Annotated in this window: 19 protein-coding genes and 1 pseudogene; 5 read left to right on the forward strand and 15 right to left on the reverse strand. The window is 61.5% G+C overall.

The annotated features are described in order from the left end of the window. Nucleotides 1–208: 208 nt before the first annotated feature. The 4 genes from accC to aroQ are packed head-to-tail and all read right to left on the reverse strand — an operon-like array spanning nucleotide 209 to nucleotide 2,989. Entirely contained in the window at nucleotides 209–1,576 is a 1,368-nt protein-coding gene (gene accC / locus ACVOL0_RS17075; protein ID WP_296252012.1) for an acetyl-CoA carboxylase biotin carboxylase subunit, read from the reverse strand. A 10-nt stretch (nucleotides 1,577–1,586) separates the two neighbouring features. After that, a complete protein-coding gene (accB, locus tag ACVOL0_RS17080) occupies nucleotides 1,587–2,063 on the reverse strand; it encodes an acetyl-CoA carboxylase biotin carboxyl carrier protein (RefSeq protein WP_313170818.1) in 477 nt (158 codons plus the stop codon). Between the two features lie 54 nt (nucleotides 2,064–2,117). Continuing rightward, nucleotides 2,118–2,546 (reverse strand): lysozyme inhibitor LprI family protein, encoded by a 429-nt coding sequence (locus tag ACVOL0_RS17085; protein ID WP_481550097.1) that lies wholly within the window; start codon nucleotides 2,544–2,546, stop codon nucleotides 2,118–2,120. Then, nucleotides 2,543–2,989 (reverse strand): type II 3-dehydroquinate dehydratase, encoded by a 447-nt coding sequence (gene aroQ, locus ACVOL0_RS17090; protein WP_481510612.1) that lies wholly within the window; start codon nucleotides 2,987–2,989, stop codon nucleotides 2,543–2,545. The genes ACVOL0_RS17085 and aroQ overlap by 4 nt, the downstream gene beginning before the upstream one ends. A gap of 602 nt (nucleotides 2,990–3,591) precedes the next feature. On the opposite strand from aroQ, the gene ACVOL0_RS17095 reads away from it, so the two are divergent. From ACVOL0_RS17095 to ACVOL0_RS17110, 4 genes are all read left to right on the forward strand, one after another. Beyond that, nucleotides 3,592–4,236: a TetR/AcrR family transcriptional regulator gene (locus ACVOL0_RS17095; RefSeq protein WP_481550098.1), complete on the forward strand. Its 645-nt coding sequence runs from the start codon at nucleotides 3,592–3,594 to the stop codon at nucleotides 4,234–4,236. Next, on the forward strand, nucleotides 4,233–4,910 hold the full coding sequence (locus ACVOL0_RS17100; RefSeq protein ID WP_481550099.1) for a type 1 glutamine amidotransferase domain-containing protein: 678 nt from the start codon (nucleotides 4,233–4,235) through the stop codon (nucleotides 4,908–4,910). The genes ACVOL0_RS17095 and ACVOL0_RS17100 overlap by 4 nt, the downstream gene beginning before the upstream one ends. A 108-nt stretch (nucleotides 4,911–5,018) precedes the next feature. Continuing rightward, entirely contained in the window at nucleotides 5,019–5,429 is a 411-nt protein-coding gene (locus tag ACVOL0_RS17105) for an organic hydroperoxide resistance protein (RefSeq protein ID WP_481550100.1), read from the forward strand. Between the two features lie 202 nt (nucleotides 5,430–5,631). Continuing rightward, on the forward strand, nucleotides 5,632–6,609 hold the full coding sequence (locus ACVOL0_RS17110) for a zinc-binding dehydrogenase (protein ID WP_481550101.1): 978 nt from the start codon (nucleotides 5,632–5,634) through the stop codon (nucleotides 6,607–6,609). A 202-nt stretch (nucleotides 6,610–6,811) separates the two neighbouring features. On the opposite strand, the gene ACVOL0_RS17115 is transcribed toward ACVOL0_RS17110, so the two are convergent. The 7 genes and pseudogenes from ACVOL0_RS17115 to ACVOL0_RS17145 form a co-directional block, all read right to left on the reverse strand. Next, nucleotides 6,812–7,657, reverse strand: coding sequence for an STM4011 family radical SAM protein (locus tag ACVOL0_RS17115; protein ID WP_481550102.1), 846 nt, complete (start codon nucleotides 7,655–7,657; stop codon nucleotides 6,812–6,814). A gap of 7 nt (nucleotides 7,658–7,664) precedes the next feature. Beyond that, a complete protein-coding gene (locus tag ACVOL0_RS17120; protein WP_481550103.1) occupies nucleotides 7,665–9,026 on the reverse strand; it encodes an STM4012 family radical SAM protein in 1,362 nt (453 codons plus the stop codon). After that, the gene (locus ACVOL0_RS17125; protein ID WP_481550104.1) at nucleotides 9,023–9,838 is read right to left on the reverse strand and encodes an STM4013/SEN3800 family hydrolase; all 816 of its coding nucleotides are present in this window, start codon (nucleotides 9,836–9,838) and stop codon (nucleotides 9,023–9,025) included. Before ACVOL0_RS17125 ends, ACVOL0_RS17120 begins: the two co-directional genes overlap by 4 nt. Then, nucleotides 9,831–10,940, reverse strand: a complete 1,110-nt coding sequence (locus ACVOL0_RS17130) for an STM4014 family protein (RefSeq protein WP_481550111.1) — start codon at nucleotides 10,938–10,940, stop codon at nucleotides 9,831–9,833. Before ACVOL0_RS17130 ends, ACVOL0_RS17125 begins: the two co-directional genes overlap by 8 nt. A 22-nt stretch (nucleotides 10,941–10,962) precedes the next feature. Beyond that, nucleotides 10,963–11,874 carry an STM4015 family protein gene (locus ACVOL0_RS17135; RefSeq protein ID WP_481512379.1) on the reverse strand — a complete coding sequence of 304 codons (912 nt, stop codon included), beginning with the start codon at nucleotides 11,872–11,874 and terminating at the stop codon, nucleotides 10,963–10,965. Nucleotides 11,875–12,507: 633 nt separating this feature from the next. Continuing rightward, complete coding sequence (locus ACVOL0_RS17140) at nucleotides 12,508–12,900, reverse strand: hypothetical protein (RefSeq protein ID WP_481550105.1); 393 nt, start codon at nucleotides 12,898–12,900, stop codon at nucleotides 12,508–12,510. 103 nt (nucleotides 12,901–13,003) lie between these two features. Further along, nucleotides 13,004–13,551 (reverse strand): annotated as a pseudogene (locus ACVOL0_RS17145) (cysteine hydrolase family protein). 104 nt (nucleotides 13,552–13,655) lie between these two features. Between ACVOL0_RS17145 and ACVOL0_RS17150 the strand changes: the two are divergent. After that, nucleotides 13,656–14,630: a GlxA family transcriptional regulator gene (locus ACVOL0_RS17150; protein WP_481550106.1), complete on the forward strand. Its 975-nt coding sequence runs from the start codon at nucleotides 13,656–13,658 to the stop codon at nucleotides 14,628–14,630. A gap of 187 nt (nucleotides 14,631–14,817) precedes the next feature. On the opposite strand, the gene ACVOL0_RS17155 is transcribed toward ACVOL0_RS17150, so the two are convergent. The 4 genes from ACVOL0_RS17155 to ACVOL0_RS17170 all read right to left on the reverse strand — a co-directional run. Further along, nucleotides 14,818–16,260 (reverse strand): hypothetical protein, encoded by a 1,443-nt coding sequence (locus ACVOL0_RS17155; protein WP_481550107.1) that lies wholly within the window; start codon nucleotides 16,258–16,260, stop codon nucleotides 14,818–14,820. A 382-nt stretch (nucleotides 16,261–16,642) separates the two neighbouring features. Further along, nucleotides 16,643–18,124 (reverse strand): hypothetical protein, encoded by a 1,482-nt coding sequence (locus tag ACVOL0_RS17160; protein WP_481550108.1) that lies wholly within the window; start codon nucleotides 18,122–18,124, stop codon nucleotides 16,643–16,645. 189 nt (nucleotides 18,125–18,313) lie between these two features. After that, nucleotides 18,314–18,910 carry a hypothetical protein gene (locus tag ACVOL0_RS17165; protein ID WP_481550109.1) on the reverse strand — a complete coding sequence of 199 codons (597 nt, stop codon included), beginning with the start codon at nucleotides 18,908–18,910 and terminating at the stop codon, nucleotides 18,314–18,316. Between the two features lie 318 nt (nucleotides 18,911–19,228). Continuing rightward, a partial coding sequence (locus ACVOL0_RS17170; protein ID WP_481550110.1) for a hypothetical protein occupies nucleotides 19,229–19,462 on the reverse strand: 234 nt, incomplete at its 5' end.

Here is a 19,462-nt window from a genome sequence, read left to right on the forward strand (position 1 = left end):
CCCCCCCCCCCCCCCCCCCCCCCCCCCCCCCCCCCCCCCCCCCCCCCCCCCCCCCCCCCCCCCCCCCCCCCCCCCCCCCCCCCCCCCCCCCCCCCCCACTACATTCCTGCCCCCTCCCTTTCGCGCAGCGAAGGGGAGGGCTGGGGAGGGGTAACGCCCTTGAGCCTTCATGCCGAGCATGGCTCGGCACTACCGGTGCTGCCTTCGATCAGGTCAGCGCGATCGAGCGGGTCTTGCGCTCGGCCAGGCGCTTTTCCAGATAGTGGATGTTCTGTCCACCCGCCTGGAAGCCCTGGTCGCGCATGATGCGCTGCTGCAACGCGACGTTGGTCTTGATGCCGTCCACCACCATCTCGCTCAACGCCACCCGCATGCGGGCAATGGCGGTTTCGCGGTCCGGGCCGTGCACGATCAGCTTGCCGATCATCGAGTCGTAGTTCGGCGGCACCTTGTAGCCGGCGTAGATGTGCGTATCAACGCGCACACCCGGGCCACCCGGCGGATAGAAGCCGGTGATCAGGCCGGGGCTGGGAATGAAGGTTTCCGCGTCCTCGGCGTTGATGCGGCATTCGATCGCGTGGCCGTGCAGCACCACGTCGCTCTGCTTGATGGTCAGCTTCTGGCCGGAAGCAATGCGCAGCTGTTCGGCAACCAGGTCGATGCCGGTCACCATCTCGGTCACCGGATGTTCCACCTGCACGCGGGTGTTCATTTCGATGAAGTAGAACTTGCCGTCTTCGAACAGGAATTCGAAGGTGCCGGCGCCGCGGTAACCGATGCGGATGCAGGCTTCCACGCAGACCTTGCCGATCTGCTCGCGCAGTTCGGAGGTGATGCCCGGTGCCGGTGCTTCTTCCACCACCTTCTGGTGGCGGCGCTGCATCGAGCAGTCGCGCTCACCCAGGTGGATGGCGTTGCCCTGGCCGTCGGCCAGCACCTGGATTTCCACATGACGCGGATTCTCCAGGTACTTCTCCATGTAGACCTCACCATTGCCGAATGCCGCCTTGGCTTCGGACTTGGTGGTTTCGATGGAGGCCTTCAACGCGCCTTCGGCATGCACCACGCGCATGCCGCGGCCGCCACCGCCACCGGAGGCCTTGATGATGACCGGGTAACCGATCTCACGGGCGATCTTGGTGTTGGTGACGATGTCTTCGCCCAGCGGGCCGCCCGAGCCGGGCACGCACGGCACGCCGGCGGCCTTCATCGCGCGGATGGCTTCGACCTTGTCGCCCATCAGGCGGATGGTTTCCGCACGCGGGCCGATGAAGATGAAACCGGACTGCTCCACGCGCTCGGCGAAGTCGGCGTTCTCGGACAGGAAGCCGTAACCCGGGTGGATGGCCTGGGCGTCGGTGACCTCGGCCGCGGCGATCAGCGCCGGGATATTGAGGTAGCTTTCCGACGACGGTGCCGGACCAATGCAGACCGACTCGTCGGCCATGGCCACGTGCTTGAGATTGCGGTCAACGGTGGAATGCACCGCGACCGTACGGATGCCGAGGGTGTGGCACGCGCGCAGGATGCGCAGCGCGATTTCACCCCGGTTGGCAATGACGACTTTATCCAGCATGGCCGGCGCCTCAGGCGATCACGAACAGCGGCTGGTCGAATTCAACCGGGCTGCCGTTCTCGCCGAGGATGGCCACCACGGTGCCGGACACTTCGGCCTCGATCGGGTTGAACATCTTCATCGCTTCGATGATGGCCAGGGTTTCACCGGCCTTGACGGTCTGGCCGACGCTGACGAAGGCCGGCTTGTCCGGCGAGGACGAGGCGTAGAAGGTGCCGACCATCGGCGCGCGCTGCACGTGGCCTTCCGGCAGGGCATTGCCTGGCTTGGCGGTGCCGCCGGTGGAGGCTTCGGTCGGGCCGCTCATCGGCATGGCCGGGGCGGCAGCTGCCGGGGCAGCGGCATACACCGGTGCCGGTGCAGCGACGTAGCCGCCAACCGGGTTGCGCGACAGGCGCACGGATTCTTCGCCTTCCTTGATCTCGATTTCAGCCAGGTTCGACTCTTCCAGCAGGTCGATGAGCTTCTTGATTTTGCGCAGATCCATGAGGGCCTCTTTGGTTGCAGTAAGTCAGTAAGGAGTAGGCGCGGCGCGCCCGGGTCAAAGTTCGTAGAAATCGCGCAGCTGCCGGGTACGGTCCTGCGCGTGGGTGGTAAGACAGTGCATCTTCGCGCCGTTGCGCGAGGTGCCATCGGCGTTGAATGCGTAGACCGCGTCGCAGTCCTTGTCGCGCAGCTGGATCCAGGCACGCTGTGCCTCGATCAATTGCTGCTCGGCAGCGCCGCAATGCGAGCAACTGCCATCGGCGGCCTGCTGCTGCAGCTGGCGGCGGGCCTGCTTGTAGGTGGTGTTCAAGACCGCGTCGGCATCGCTGGCGCGATCGGAGGCGCACAGGTCGCTCTCCATCGTGCTGGTGACGTTCGCGCAGTCGATGCCTTCAGCGGCGCGATCCAGGTTCTGCGCATGCGCAGCCGCCAGCGGCAGGCACACCACGGCCATACCCGTCAGCAACCGCGGCAGCGTGTTCACGCAGCCGCTCCCACGCGCGCCAGGGCGGCGTCCATCGCATAGCGGTAACTGTCGGCGCCAAAGCCGCAGATCACGCCCACGGCCTTGTCGCTCAGGTAGCTGTGCTGGCGGAACGGCTCGCGCGCGTGCGGATTGGACAGGTGGATCTCGATGAACGGAATCGCCACCGCGGCCAGCGCATCGCGCAGGGCCACCGAGGTATGGGTGAAGGCGGCGGGGTTGATCAGGATGAAAGCGGTTCCATCGGCACGCGCTGCCTGCACCCGGTCCACCAGCACATGCTCGGCGTTGGACTGCAGGTGTTCGCTCTGGTGCCCCTGTGCCTGTGCCTGTGCAGCGAGCGCAGCGTCGATCTGGGCCAGGGTGGTGTGGCCGTAGACGTCGGGCTCGCGGGTGCCCAGCAGGTTGAGGTTGGGGCCGTGAAGGACCAGCAGTTTTGCCATGTGCCAAGGGTCGGCGGGGAAGGGCGGCAGTGTGAGGGAAGTGGGGAATGCTGTCCAGTTCGCCGAAATTAGCAGTGTTTTAATCGTTTGTTTGAAATCTGGGGCTTTGCTGGGGCAGCTTGTGGGCCAGCGCCTTCGGGTCATATCGGATCATGACAGGGGCGCTTGCAGGGGGCGGATCAGAACTTGCGCAACCGCGCGATGCGCGGAACTTGCGAGGAAATGAGCGAAGTTGGCGCTTCCCCAGGAGACCGCGACGCCTAAAGCCCCTCTCCCTTTGCGGGAGAGGGGTTGGGGAGAGGGCAGAGCGAAGCAGCAATCATTGATCTGCGGGTAAACATCCGTGCTTGGCTTTCAGCGATGAAGCCAAAGCTCCCCTCATCCGCCCCTGCGGGGCACCTCGCTCCGCGCCCCGGCCCCGCGTAGCACGCGGGGCGTACGAACAGTCACGTGCCTACGGCCCGTAAACGCCTGTTCTTAACCCCGCAAGCGAGAGAAGGGCGGCAAGCGCCCGTGTCCCATCTTTGCTCGGCGCCCAGCCACCGACTGCCAGTAATCGCTGGTTAATAGACGACCGGTCTATTCTGAGTAAACTCCATCCCATGAACCTCTCCCCCAAAGCCCAAGCCACCCGCCAGCACATCCTGGACACCGGCTATCGGCTGGTCCTGCAGAAGGGCTTCGCCGCCCTCGGCCTGCAGGAAATCCTCAAGGCCTGCGCCGTGCCCAAGGGCTCGTTCTATCACTACTTCGCGTCAAAGGAAGTGTTCGGCTGCGAGCTGCTGCAACAGTACGTAGACGGCTACGGCTGCAAGCTCGAACAACTGCTGGCCGAACCCGGCAGCGGTCGCGAACGGCTGATGCGCTACTGGGACGCCTGGGCGCGTGATCCGGCCGATCCGGCGCAGGGTTGGGCCGAGGAGTGCCTGGTGGTGAAGCTGGCCGCCGAGGTGTCCGACCTTTCCGAGGACATGCGCCGCGTGCTCGACCAGGGCGTGCAGCGTCTGCTGCAGCGCATTGCCGCCCTGGTCGAAGAAGGCCGCGCCGACGGCTCGCTGCCGAACGGCAAGCCCGCACTGGATGTCGCCCGCGTGCTGTACCAGATGTGGTTGGGTGCGGCCCTGCTGTCCAAGCTCAGCCAGGACCGCCTGCCACTGCAACAGGCACGCGAAGCCACTGAACACCTGCTTGTTGTGCGGCCACGCCGTCGCACGTTCCACCCCCACCCATTGAAGGCACTGCCATGAATGTTCTGTTCGTACTGACCTCGCACGACCAGCTCGGCGACACCGGGCACAAGACCGGCTTCTGGCTGGAGGAGTTCGCCGCCCCGTATTACGTGTTCAAGGATGCCGGCGCCACCATCACCCTCGCATCGCCGGCTGGCGGGCAACCGCCGCTGGACCCGCGCAGCGATGAGCCCGATGCACAGACTCCCGCCACCGACCGTTTCCGCAGTGACCGCGATGCCCAGCAGCAGCTGGTCACAACACTGCCGTTGAAGCAGATCGACGCCAGCAAGTTCGACGCGGTGTTCTACCCCGGCGGCCACGGCCCGCTGTGGGACCTGGCCCGCGATGCCGACTCCATCGCCCTGATCGAAACCTTCGACCGTGCCAACAAACCGCTGGGCCTGGTCTGCCACGCACCCGGCGCACTGATCGCCGCGCGCGCCGCCGATGGCAAGCCGCTGGTGGCAGGCCGCAAGGTCACCGGCTTCTCCAACAGCGAAGAAGACGCCGTCGGCCTGAGCGCCGTGGTGCCGTTCCTGATCGAAGACGAGTTCACCCGCCTCGGCGGCAACTACAGCAAGGGCCCGGATTGGGCGCCGTACGTACTGAGCGATGGCCACCTCGTTACCGGCCAGAACCCGGCCAGCTCCGAAGCCGTAGCCAAGGCCTTGCTCGCACAACTGACCTGAGCCGCGTAGCCCGGGTAAGCGAAGCGCACCCGGGAAACACGTAATCAACAACGCTCCCGAATCTGCATTCCACAGACTTACCCAACGCACCCTTACAAGGAACCGGCAATGAAGATCTTCTACAAAACCCGCGCCACCGCCACCGGTGGCCGCGCCGGCCGCACCGCATTGGACGACGGCAGCCTCGGCTTCGACCTGGCACTGCCGGGTTCCAACAAGGCTGGCACCAATCCCGAGCAGTTGTTTGCGCTCGGCTACGCCGCTTGCTTCGACAACGCCTTGCCGGTCGCCGCCAAGCAGCTGCAGGTGCAGCCGGCGGGCACCGCCACCTCGGTGGAAGTCGGCATCGGCCAGACCGCCGAAGGCGGCTACGCACTGGATATCGACCTGCACGTTGAAGTGAAGGGCCTGGAACAAGCCGACGCCCAGCGCTTGGTCGAAGCCGCGCACAAAATCTGCCCGTACTCCAACGCCACTCGCGGCAATGTGGATGTTCGCCTGCACGTAACCGCAGCCTGATTCACGAATCAACGGCAGGTGGTCAGTGCGCAGCGCTGACGAACACTTGTAGGAGCGGCGTAAGCCGCGAAGCCGACGCTGCTTAAGCGAATGGCATCGTGCCATCTGAAGATGTACGTGCTTCGCGGCTCACGCCGCTCCTACAAAAGATCTATGCCGGAGCTCTGACTACGGCGATTCCTCCAGCAACAGGAGAAAAGACATGCGCAGCGCCATCCACACCACCTTCGGTGAACCGGCCGAAGTGCTGACCCTGGGCGACAGCCCCATCCCGCAGCCTGGCCCCGGCGAAGTACGGATCAAGACCCTGCTTGCGCCCATCCACAACCACGACCTGTGGACCGTGCGCGGCAAGTACGGTTACAAGCCCACCTTACCGGCCATCGGCGGCAGCGAAGCAGTAGGCATCATCGAAGCACTGGGCGAGGGCGTCGAAGGCATCACCATCGGCCAGCGCGTCATGGTCGCCTCGGTGCACGGCACCTGGGCCGAATACTTCATCGCACCCGCGCGCATGGTCATTCCAGTGCCGAACGGCATCGCCGATGAAGCCGCCGCGCAGCTGATCGCCATGCCGCTGAGCGCATTGATGTTGTTGGAGTTCCTGCAGGCCGAACCCGGCCAATGGATCGTGCAGAACACCGCCAACGGCGCGGTCGGCAAGACCCTGGCCATGCTCGCCGCTGCACGCGGTGTGCATGTGCTCGGACTCGTGCGTCGTGATGCAGGTGTCGATGAACTCAAGGCACTCGGCATCAACAATGTGCTGTCCACCACCAAGCCGGATTGGAAGACGCGCGCGCAGGCATTGCTCGGCGACACGCTCGCACACGCAGCCGTCGATTCCATCGGCGGCCAGGCCAGCGCGGACCTGGTGTCACTGCTCGGCGACAACGGCACGTTGGTTTCGTTCGGCACCATGGCCGGCGAAGCCATGCAGATTCCCTCCGGCGACCTGATCTTCAAACAGGCCACGGTGAAGGGTTTCTGGGGCAGCAAGGTCAGCCAGCAGATGTCGGTGGAGAACAAGCGTCGACTGGTAGGCGAGCTGCTGCAACGTGTGCTGAGTGGTGAGTTGGAACTGCCGGTGCAGGCGATCTACGGGCTAGGTGATGTTACCGAGGCGGTGACGGCCAGCTTGTTGCCCGGACGCAAGGGCAAGGTGTTGTTGAAACCCTGATGGCGGCAAGTGCGACCGCAGGTTTCCATCAGCCAAAGCGAAGCAAGCCTTAAACCCCCTCCCTTGCGCGCAGCGCAGGGGAGGGTTGGGGAGGGGTGCTCTTGGCAGCAAACCATCAGCTCATGCCATGCCAGCTTCGCGGCTGACGCCGCTCCTACAAAAGTGCGTCACCAACAGACATCCAACGTGACCGGCTTTGCCTTTATGCTCGAAACCGCTCCAGCACACCCGCCGGATAATCCCGCTGGAACGGCAGATCCTTGCGGTGCGCATAACCGATATAGCAATCACAACGCTGATTCGGGCAGCCGCGTGGACGCAGTTGGGCCGCAAAGCTGCCGTCGTACAGATTTCCCAGCGGCTCGGCGACGAAGTGGCAACGCTTGACGTTGCCGTCGCCATCCACCGACACCACGTTCTCGCCGGTGAAGCAGGGCGCGCCGAGGCTGGCCGAGGGTTCGAGGTTGAACAGGAAGTGCGGGTCCACGCTCTGCAGCTGCTGGATCTCGGCATCGCTGTAATAACCGGCCGGCCGCTCGTCGTAGGCGTTGATCCACATCGGCACCTCGTCCGGCAGTTCGCCGCGCAATAGTTGGATCTCTTCCAGATGCTCACGCATCGCCACCATGCCAACGGTGTAACGCACGCCACGTCGTGCCAGTTCGTTGCAGCGGGCGAGGAAGGCGGCGCGGGTTACCTGCCCCGGGTGGTAGGTGCACCACAGCGCGAAGCTGTCGAGATTGACCTCGTCCAGCCAGCGCGTGCCTATGCACAGGTTGGTCTGAATCACCACGCGGCGGACATGCGGCATATGACTCAGCTGCACCATCGCGTCGCGGTAGTGGCGGCGCACCAATCCCTCGCCCCATGGCGTGAACAGCACCGACAACGCCATCGTCTGCCGTTCCGCCCAGGCGACGAAGCGTGCAAGGTCCTCGGCGTCGCGACGCAGGGCGGCGCGGGTGTCGTAGGTCTTGGCGAAGGGGCAGTACGGGCAGTCGTAGTTGCAACTGCTCAGCCGGCCGCGATAGAGGATGGAAAGATGCATGCGCGGCTCAATCCAACTGGTAGTCGTGCATGCGTTCGGCCACGCCAGCGGAGATCAGCCACGGACCGATGGTGTCGGCGCGGGCAAGACCTGTGTCGTTCAAGGCAACCAGCGCATTTTCGCGCGTGGCCAAACCCTGCTCGAACAACTCATCCAGCTGCGGCAGGTCGTCGAAGCACTCCGTGCCGAATCGCTCACGGTACTGCGCAAGATCCAGGCCCGGCTGCGCCAGCAGTGACTGGATGACGAAGCGGCGACGACGCTCGTCCTCATCCAGCCGCACGCCGTAGTCGATGCGGGCGAAGGAGGCCTCATCGCGTTCCAGGTAGTGCGCAAGAATATCCGCCACCGAGCGGCGGCTGACGCCGTACTCGCTGGAGTAGTGCAGGCCGCTGGTATACGAGCGGGCGCCGCAGCCGATGCCAACCATGCCGTCGCTCTGGCAGCAGTACGCCGGTCCACCGGAATCCGGCGCGTTGGCCGCGCGGAACATGCGCATCGATACCTGCTCATAGCCTGTGGCCAGCAGACGCTCGCGGCCGGCTTCATACAGCGCCAGGCGGTTGTCCACCGACTCGGGATGAATGACGAAAGAGCGCTTGCCGCCTTCCTTCGCACCGATGCGGTCCAGCCCGGTATGTGGGCGCACGTACAGCGGGTAGAGGTAAAGCTCTTCCGGCTGGAAGGCGAGGGCGCTGTCGATCGAGGTCAGGAAGCTGGCCACGGTCTGCCCGGCGATGCCGTAGATCAGGTCCAGGTTGAGCGTTGGAATGCCCGCTGCACGAATCTGCGCGATGGCTTCCTCGACCACCGCGCGTTGCTGCGGCCGCACCAGCGAGCGCACTTCCGCATCGCTGAAGCTCTGGATGCCCATGCTGACGCGGTCGATGCCGGCGTCGCGGCAGATCTTCATCTTCGCCGCGTCCACGGTTTCCGGCGACACCTCGATGCCCGCAGGAATCGAATGCAGGTCGATGTTGGCGTGGCGTTGCACGAAGTCGAACAGCCGCTGCAGCTGCGGCGCATCCAGATAGGTAGGCGTGCCGCCGCCCAGCGCGAAGCGCACGAAGCGGTGCTCGCCCAAGGCGTCGGCGGTTACCCGCAACTGCTTCTCCATCTGCGCCAGATAGGCTTCCACCTGCGCCGGTGCCGGCCGCGCCATTGCGAACAGATTGCAGAAGCCGCAGCGGTAGCTGCAGAACGGCACGTGCAGGTACAGGAACAGCGCATCACGCGGCTCACTCGCCCAGGCATCGGCAAGCAGCGGCGGCTGGGTGATCGGCCGGTACGCGGACTTGTGCGGGTAGGAGTAGGAATAGGCCTGGTAGGGCTCGAGCCGCAGCAGCTCTGACAAACGATGGGCGGTCATGGGCTCAACACAAAATGCGCATAGGGGACGTTCATCACCGTCTCGTGGGCGAGGCGGTGGCCGTGGAAGCCATCCTCACCGTAAGCGGTGCCATGGTCGGAACAGAGGATCACGAAGGCCGGCCCACGCGCGCGCAAGGCCGCGAACAGAGCCGCCAACTCGCCATCAACGTAGCGCAATGCGGCGCAGTGGCTGTCCAGTCCATCCGCGTCGCAGCCAGGCAGGTAATGCCGGTTCGGCTGGTGGATGGCCGAGACATTGATGAAGAGGAAGCAGCGCTGGTCGCCCGCTGCCTGCAGGCGCTCGCAGGCCAGTGCTACCTGACGCTCGGTGGAGTCGACTGCGGTTACGCCGAGCTCGGGCTGCCAATGGCTTTCCTCGAACAGGCCCGGCAGTTGTGAACCCAGTGCATTGCGGCGGTTGAAGAAGCCAACGCCGCCAATGCAGATGCTGCGGTAGCCCTGGTCACGGAAGCCGCCGACGATATCGGCACGGCCGGAGAACACAAAGGTCTCCGGCACGATGGTCTCGCTGCCTTCAAACTCCAGCGCGAACAGGCGCGGATGCGGCCCCGGCCGCGCAGGCGTGGGCAGGAAGCCGGCAAAGAACGCCGAGTGAGCCGCATAGGTGAAGCTGCCCGGCGTATGCCGCAGCTCCCAGCCATCGGCCGGCAGGTGCGGCGCAAGCACCTGCAGCTCGCCGCGCTCGAAGCAGCGTTGGGCCGCATCGAAGCGCAGGGCGTCCAGGGTGATCATCACCACGTCATGGCTGCCGACGATGCGGTGCATATCGGGCAAGCGGATCTCAAGCATGGGCGTACTCGTTGATGGCAGAACGCGCAGGCGCCAACAGCGCCTGGTCTTCGTAGGTAGTGCGCCCGGCATGGCGCAGGTCCAGCAGCAGGTCGCCGAAGCCATTGGCTTCCAGTACCCAACTGCGCGTGCCGCGCACGATCAGGTCGAAGCCGATCATGCGGCTGGCGGGGAATGCAGCCGCGGCGTTCACCGTGGCAGCTTGCAGATGGGTGATGGCGTCAGCATCCAGCAGTGCTTCCAGCTGCGTACGCGCATTGCCCAGGTGCAGGTTGGTCAATGCGTCCGCGCTCATCCGCGCCACCCGCTGCCGTGGCTGGCCATCGAGTGCGACCACGCGCACGTCATAGCGGCGGCCATCGCTGCCCGGCACGGTCGGCTTGGGAATCCAGCGCTCGATGTAGGCGCCTTGCTCGGCCAGCAGGTCCACCAATCGCGCTATATCGCCGTGCCGGTCGTAACGACGCTGCCGCAGCGAATTGAACACCCGCCAGCGGCCGTCCTGCTCCACCAGTTCCGCCGAACCATAGGCCACCTCGCGCCCATCGCGGTTGCGCGCGTAGGCCAGCACGCCCGCGCCGGACGAACCGTAGCGGGCCTTGATGAAGACGCGCTCGCAGGCTGCATCGCGCAGCCGCGCGCACAGATCCTCGTAGCCGCTGATTGCACCGAACAAGGGCGGTACCGCCACGCCTGCATCGGCCAGCACCTGCTGGCAGCGGAGCTTGTCCGACATGCAGGCCAGATCGGCCGGTGCATTGAGGTAACGCGGTCCCGCTGGAAGCGACGCCAGCACATCGGCAAAACCGGCATACCAGAACTGCTGATGCGCCAGCTCGCCATGCGCGGCAGGCAAGGGCGCATCGCCGGCGGCGCCGTACAACTTCCAGCCACGCAGCACCAAGGCCTGGTGCAGCGCGGGCGCTTCGCCGGGTGACTCCAGCTTGACGATGGCGCCGGGCGCCTGCGCGAATGCCTCAAGCAGGCGCGCAGGCTCGGCGAGCAGGGTTTCGTAATCGAACACATGCGCGGCAGGCGCGCCCTGATCGTGCAGGGCACGCTGCAGCCACCCGATACGGCGGCTGCAGCGCGGGCCGATCAACAGCCAATTGGCCATCTTCGCCTTACTCGGACACCGCCACGTAGCGGTCGCCGTCGTCTTCTTCTTCCGGATCGTCCAGCACCACCGTGCACGGCAGCGCCTGCAGCTTCTGCTGCCAGGCTGCGGAAATGTAGTGGTGGCTCAGGTCGATGCGCTGCAGGCTGCCCAGGTTCGGACTCTCGCACAGCGCCTGCGCGCCGACGTCGCCGATGGTGCCCAGCGACAGGTCCAGCGTCTGCAGCGTGCCCAGCCACGGCTCACCGGCCAGCCACACCGCCAGCTCGTCGCTGATCATGGCGTTGCGCAGGCCCAGGTATTGCAGGCGCTCCGGCCCGATCGCCAACAACAGGCGCTGGTAGACCGCCACATCGCCATCGAAGCCATAACCATCGTCGCCAAGCCACAGCTCAAGATGGCGCAGGGCCGGCAGCGTGGAGTTGGCGATGGCAATGACGATCTCGTTCGGCAGGCCACCGCTCTCGATCGCCAGTTCCTGCAGCGACGCATGCGTGAAGGGCTGCAGTTCAAGTTCGGAGGTGCCACGGATACGCAGCGACTCCAGGCCCGGGAAGGCCTCCAGCAGCGGGTTGTAGGAGATCTGGTTGATCCACGACATCTCGCAGTCTTCGTAGGTCATGTCGCCCACGAACAGCGCCTTCAGGTTGCCCAGCTCGGCGCGGCGCGCAATCAGCCCATCGATCAGGCCCTGCGGGCCGTCACTCGAAGCCTCATCCCATGCGCCGATGACCAGCACTTCAATCGACTTCGGATCAACCTGCTCGAAGAAGTTGGCCAGCAGTTCTTCCTGGCTCTCGTCGCTGTCGTATTCCTGCATCAAGCGGTAAGCGACATCGCCGGCTACGGCTGAGCCACCCATCTTGAAGTCAACGACTTTCTTGCCACGATAAACCTGCGTGTATTCGCCAATGGTCACGGTACGTCCTTGCCGGAGTGGTGCCGTAGCATAACCGAGAGGATGCGAATGCTGGCAGCAATGCATCACGTTCGATGGAACGCGTACAGCCTTCGCCATTCCGTAACCATGCTGTGCTAACGCAGCAAGCAAGCGCAAACAAGCAAGCAGAAGAAGCGCGTAAGGAACGAGCAAGGAAACAAGCGAAGCCAGCTCAACCCCCTCCCTTGCGCGCAGCGCAGGGGAGGGTTGGGGAGGGGTGCTCTTAGCAGCAATCCAGCAGATCAAGCATCCCAAGCTTCGCAGCTGACGCAGCTCCCACAAAAAAGAGCCAACCAGCAAAGCAGCAGCAAAAAGCGAAGCCAGCTCAGCCCCCTCCCTTGCGCAAAGCGCAGGGGAGGGCCGGGGAGGGGTGCTCTTCGCAGCAATCCAGCAGATCAAGCATCCCAAGCTTCGCAGCTAACGCAGCTCCCACAAAAGAAGAGCTAACCAGCAAAGCAGCAGCCAAAATCGAAGCCAGCTTCAGCCCCCTCCCTTGCGCGCAGCGCAGGGGAGGGTTGGGGAGGGGTGCTCTACGCAGTAACCCAACAGATCAAGCACCCCAAGCTCCGCAGCTAACGCATCTCCCACAAAACCAAACAACCAGCTTCAGACCTACATCGAACTACAAACAGCCACATAGTTCCCCTGGCTGATATTCAAATACTTAACCCCGTTGTAGTACTTGTACCCAACCCCCATCACCCGATGCCCACTCTCGGTAGGGAACACCACAAACTCATACTCATCCCCAAACAGCGGATCAGCAGGCGTAAAGCTCAGATTGACCTTGTCACCAAGATCATCATGCTTCCGCTTCCAGGTCATCTTCCCCTGCAAGTCCTCGCCCAGCAGCTTCACCTGCGCCCGCTGCGTCTTGGTGTCCCAGGAGATCAATTCCGGGCCAATCGAATCACCCTCGATCTTGCAGATGGTCGTCTGGGCAAAAGCCGGCGCAGCAACGCCCAGCAGAAGAAGGGCAGCCAGGTGAGATGGTTTGAATCGCATTGAGTTAAGTCCAGTAGTTCGGGCCAGCGTTGCTCCGCAACGCCGTGCCGCGTTGTACCAGACACGCCCAGTTGAAAGCCATCGCCAGAACCACCCCGCGCGATCACCCCGCCAGATACGCATCCGTAGCAACAACCCGCCCATACCCGAACTCAAACGACGCCATCATCGCCGCGTGCACCTGCGCAGCCGGCACCACAACCCCATTGAACGCCAGGTCACGCGTGGCGCAGGCGTCGTGCAGCACGGTGACCGCATAGCCCATGTCGGTGGACGCGCGCACCACCGCATCCACGCACATATGGCTCATCGCACCAACCACCACTACGTCCTCGATCCCGCGCGCCTCAAGCTGCTGCTTCAGATCGGTATCGCGGAACGAATTGACGTGGTTCTTGACGATCACCGGTTCATCGCCAATGGCGCGGCAGCGGCCATGATCCGCACCCCGTCCGAGCCCGGCACGAAGATCGGCGCATCACTGCTGGCGGATTCATGGCGGACATGCAGCACCGGCACGCCCTTGGCCCGCGCATCGGCAATCACGCGTACCGCATTGGCGGTGGCGGCATCAATGCCAGCCAAAGGCAGCTTGCCGGTGGCGAGGTATTCATTCTGAAGATCGACGACGATAATGGCGCGCTTGCTCATGTACGGCTCCCTGATGGGTGGTTGAAGGGTGTGGGAGAAGTCTCCGCGACCGGCCTGTCACCACGAAGAGGCGCTACCGACATTCTTGAGGGCTGTACCGACAGATGCGCACCGACGGTCACATCCAAGTGGGAATCCTGCTGTATCCCGGCGCGCAGCTGGCGGCGGTGCTCGGCCTGACCGACCTGTTCGCCCTGGCCGGCCGGCTCGCCAGCGAACGCGCAGCACCCATCGCTCCCGAACTGCAGGTCACGCATTGGCGTATCGAAGCGCCCGGCCAAGCGCCGCAAGCCGTCTACAGCTCAAGCCAGTCGCCAAGCGGAACACCGCAGGTAATGATCCTACCGCCCAGCATGCAGCCGCCGATTTCCACCGAAGCCGCCGCGCCCTACCTGGGCTGGCTGTGCGCTTTGCACGACGACGGCACCACGCTCGCATCGGTCTGTGCCGGCGCATTCCTGCTGGCCGAAACCGGGCGCCTGGCCGGCCGCACCATCACCACCAACTGGCAATATGCCGAACTGCTGGCCGCGCGCTTTCCGGACGTGACGCTGGACGTGGACCAGATGCTCATCGACGGCGGCGACATCTTCAGCGCAGGCGGCGCCATGGCCTGGACCGACCTCGGCCTGCGGCTGGTGGACCGCTATCTCGGCGCCGCGGTGATGCTGGATTTCGCACGCACGCTGTTGATCGATCCACCCGGCCGCCAACAGCGCTACTACAGCAGTTTCTCGCCACGCCTGACGCACGGCGACGCCGCAGTGTTGGCCGTGCAGCAATGGCTTCACGGCACCCATGCCAAACAGGTCGCCTCCGCCGAGCTCGCACAGCGCGCAGGGCTGGAAGAGCGCACCTTCCTGCGCCGCTTCCAGAAAGCCACCGGCATGACCGCCACCGAATACTGCCAACGTGTACGCGTGGCCCGCGCACGAGAGATGCTGCAGACCAGTAACGTGCCGCTGGAGCGGATTGCCTGGGACGTGGGGTACAGCGACCCAGGCTCGTTCCGGAAGGTGTTCAGTCGGATTGTGGGGTTGTCGCCTGGGGAGTATCGGAGGCGGTTTGGTGGGCTGTGATTGAGTGGTGGTTAGTGGAACAAAAGAATCGCTCTATTCTTGATGCTCTTGGCGGTAGCTTCCTTGTGCTCCCTCGGCCGCTTTCGGTCGGAAGCGGACGAGCCAAGTCCCATAGAGCTTTAGTATCGGCGAGCGCTACACGAACAAGGTCCTGCTGATTTACTGACCACTCGAAGTACCCTCAGGCCTAGGCACGCATCCGCTCCGCCGCCAGCTGCAGGGTGCGCGGAGCACGCAAATTCACTTGCTGTACCATCACGTGCTGCTCAGCAAGGGCCTTGCGCTGGCCTCGAATGCCATTGGCCGTGGTGATCTCGCGCACGATCTGACGCAGGGGCACGCCGCGCGCCATAGCCAAGGACACCAACTGCTCCAGTTCGGAGATGCTCACGAACAGCATATGCCCCGGCGCAAGACGCACCGAATCCCAACGTGCATGACCTATTCCATCGGCGGTGCCGGCGACCAGTTCGCGCAAGGCCACTCCGTCGGTAACTAGCAGTTGCTTAAAGGTCACGCACACAAAGTAGACCTCATTTCGGCGCAGGTCCTCGGGAAGCCGTGAGGCGCTGTTCACTGCCTGATCGACGGCGCGCAGCAACGACGATTTCATCCGTTCGGCCAGCACAGCCGGCAGATTGTGGTAGAGCTCCTCGTAGTGGCCTTCGATGCCCTTAGCGTCGAGGAACACCAAGGCGCTATCCGCAGGCAATGCAAAGTCGACCACGTTGCCCTCGCCCTGCAGACGCTCTTTGAGCTCCCTCTCGCGGATCACCGGTGCCGCCAATTCTTCGAGTACTTCGGCCACGTAGTTCTCAAACGCAGGCCCAAACTCATTCATGAAGGCACGCGCTCCAAGGGCGCGCGCCAAATCGAACACTGCGGTGCCCAATGTCTGGAATAGCAGTTTGTGGTGGATGCACAGCGGCCCTTGCTGGGTGAGTAGGAACGGAGTAGCGATTAAGGGTGACTGTTCGCACACCTCCACCTCTGGCGGCGTATTTCGTTGTTCGGCCTCGAGCGCGATGCGGTGCAGGTCGGGCACCGGCCGGCTGAAGTGTCGACAGATCATTTCCCAGTGCTGCGGGTCGCGAAGGCCTGCCGGCCGCTGTTGCGATAGCTCCGGGATTTGAAGATCATCGCCGATGTCGGCGGCAAGGTAGCCTAGCTGGCGCAGGAACTGCGCCGGCGTTAGCCGGTGGCGTTCAACAAAGCGTGCCGAAATGGCTGAGTTGGCCAGCATCTCGCCCAAAATGCGATGTTGACGGGCGAGAGACCCCGGATCGAAGTGACGCTGAAACCAGATCTGCTGAAGGAACAATCGCCTCGAAAAAATCGCCTCCCCCGCACCGGGCATGTTGAGGGCGGCCATGGCATCCCAAATTGACTGGCCAACGAAGTTGATGTCGTCGCCGGTCGGCAGGGGACGCTCATCGTTAGGCCGCCAGCTGGCAAGCCCCCACTTGGCGATGAGTAGCCATACGTGCGGTTTGCGTAGGTACCAATCTTCGCCGTCGTCAGGTAAGCGTCGCAACATCTCGAAGGCCGCGTTGAAGAAAGCCAGGCCATGGCAGGCGCGAAGACGCGCCTTGGCTTGCGCGAGCAGCTCTCGTCCGTGTTCGATTGTCATCGCATCGTCTGGGGCATTCAATGGCGGACGTGACCTTTGTCAGGGATTCGGTGCAGGCTGCCATCGAGTTAATAGCAAATGCCAGCAAGTGTTGACCTTTCTGCTGTTGATAGTCGGCTGCTATTGGGCAGGAGCAGACGTTCAACTCCGGGATTAAGTCGACCCGCGGAGCGGGTTCGGCTTGAAGGAACTATTAGGTGTCCGAAATACAGGTCACTCGCATGGTTCCAACGGGCTCTTGCCAATGCTGCGAAAATTGCAACGGCTGGTAAAGCCTTGCCAAGGCCGTCGGACCTTGCGAGTTATAAAATCTATGATGTGCTCGAACCCGTACACGTTCCAATCGAGCTATCCGCCGGCCAATGAGGAATCATGTAATAAATCATGGCGTGGCGTCCGTCGCCTTACCCTCATCTTCGTCGCTAACAGATAATCCATTCTCGATTTTTACAGCCTGATCTCTAAGCAACGTTTCTCGCTTACTTACCAACCGTTTAGTTAGTGCGGAAAGACCCGGTATCTTGGAAAGAGCGTCAACTGATTCGGATAGCTTGGCGCTCTTTTCCAGGACGTCCATAAGGGGGTGGTCTGTCTTGTTGTAGTCGGTAATGAGCTTTCCAGGATTCTCCGAGCTAACTTGAAGAACATTGAAAAGTAGTCGTGTGCGGAGGTCGTCCTTGACAGCGCCCTCATGCGGAAGGGAGTCGATCTGATTGGAAAGCCCAGAGAATGTCTTTCCGAGCACGGATTTGTGCGTGTACTCCTCAATTAGCCTCTTGGATAGGTTCAATCTTTTGTTGGAAGAATACGCAAGCCAGAGGATAGGAAAATATAACGGAAGGATTGATATAACCAGTCGTGGGGTGTCTTTTAGCACGTCAGCTAAGGCTGCCCCAACAGACAATTGATAAACATCCACAGCAAATGGAATGAAAGAAATGGCGACCAATCCAGCAACGGCTTGTCGAAAGCTCTTTTCATGGGACGAGAGAAATTGGGCCTCCTCATCTTTCTTCTCTTCATAAGCAGCACTCAAGCCTGCAGCCAATGCGCCTGGCATGAGGGATTTTAGTTCGCTAGAAACTTCACCGAACTTAGCCTTGCTTTCTGTAATCAGCTGCTCGAAGACCTTCTTTTGTCCTTCCCGAGCTTCATTCTGTTCAGTCTCGACTGAATCGATTGCCTGATTAACCGCAGTGTCGAGACTATCAATTTTTTTACTGAATCCATCGAAGCTATTCTTCAGTTCATCATAAAGCCCGTCAACTCGCTCAGAGCTCCCATCTTCATCGCTGATCTCATGGCCAAAGATGGATTTGTGAACATCGTCAATATCCCCCTTTCTTTTGAGGGAGTGGCTCAATAAACTCTTTATGTTTTCACTCTGTGCGTTTGCATCTGCCATTTGCTTTGAAAGCGTCTCAAGCTTTTCAGGAATCACTTCAGACTGAGCCAAAAGGCTGTTGGCCCTTTCCAAGCTAGACTGAACATTGTCCACAATCCCCGTCGTTGACTGATTTGCTGACTGAAGCTTGTCAAATATTTCTTGGGCGTTTAATGACGTGGATTTGAGAAGCGTAGCGTTTGAAATAAAATCATCTTGAAGATTGGTGACTTCCTGGGATTTTTTATTAACCTCTATCTTTGCAATATCTATTTCATCGAGAGCTGACTTCATTTCATTTGCTAGCGAGTCAATATATTGCTTTTGCTGCTTAAGTCCCTCAACCAAATTTTGAGCTTCTGCGGCAGACTCATTGGCCGTAGCGGTGATCCTGCGGTCAAGCTCCCCCAGCCTAGCTTCAACATTGGCTGCAAATTTCTCATAAATCGCGGGATCCACGCCTTTATCAAAAAGACCCACTAGCTTCCCCCTTTTTTGTTTTTAATTGGTGATCCAGAGTGAATCGTGCAGTAATTTTAGACAGCCGTTATCCACTCTGGGTTGCATGAGGCCAAGTGGCCAAAAGCTGTCGTTCGTTTGTCTATAGCATCTTTGGCAATTCAATCAGCGCCGCGAAGCTGTGTCGATTTGAATGAATTTTTAGGGCGCTCACTGCTGCCAAATGCTTGATATGTAAGCGATCTCAGCATTGACGATTGAGAGTGACGCTGGAGTATGCGGGCCACTCGAGAACAACTTTGATCGACGGACATCAAGTACGGAAAAGTTATCCGTTGGCATTGCTTTCTGGCGAAGCTGGTGTTCTAGCAAGTCAATGATTAATTCTGTTTTGAACGTGGTCAAAGCGTCGCTCTTTAAGTACATCTTGATGATGTGTCGCTCGCCATTCACCACCAAGCCAAGCTCGGGGTTCAAGATGATGTCGAAGCCTCCGGCGGAGTAGACGTCGCGTGGCGGATTGAACCAAGTCACGTCCTTGCGCCCCCACCATTTCTTATATGCATCCAGAAGTTCAGGATAGTTCTTGATCTTCTTCGAGTCTGTCATGGATTTCATGACATCCGACACCGCTGCTTTTCCACCATTTTTACGGTGATTCTCAACAACGTGTTCTCTAAGAGCCTTGTAGAAGTCGAACGCCGGCTCATACTCGGGGCGCTCTTTAACCTGGCGCACTTTAGTGGCTTTGGGGCGTCCAGCTTTTGATACAACGTCAACAAAGTCCGTTAGCGAGATCTGTGGCATTGCATGACTCCTGTCGTGATGCCCAAGTACCTAATAGACGGACTCTAGGGCCGGTTATACGGCTTACTCAAAAAGCGCCGCAGGCAGGTTTTCCCACTTGATACAACTCGATCTTAGGTCAGCCGGGTCCGGCTAACAAGCCAGCCTATAATCGGACCCAGCGGTAGCCTCGGTTATCGCTCCATGCTCGCGCCAATAGACGACATGCAGATGTCCGCTTCGGGTCGCGAGGGGGCACTGGTCTAAGTGCGTTGTCACAGGCGTTCTTACGTTTCTGCATGGTTCCTGCCCACTTTTGGAGCTCGACGCCTCTCGGGCTTATTCGATATTACTTTTGGCCACACTGCGCAGCCGAATGAGTTGAGTTAGTGGTTGTAGTCCTGATCTTTGGCTACCAAGGACCGGCTGATCTTCTCTTTCGTTGCTGTGAGATGCTGCTCCCTTAGGGAAGGTCTGATCAAAGCGCTCTGATACTTGGATTTCAGCGTCAAGGCGCCAAGTCGACCTCGATATGATCGATTTTGCGCCGTTTCTGACGCTTTTCGACGGGTT

Source organism: Stenotrophomonas sp. STEN021 (genome assembly GCF_056760175.1).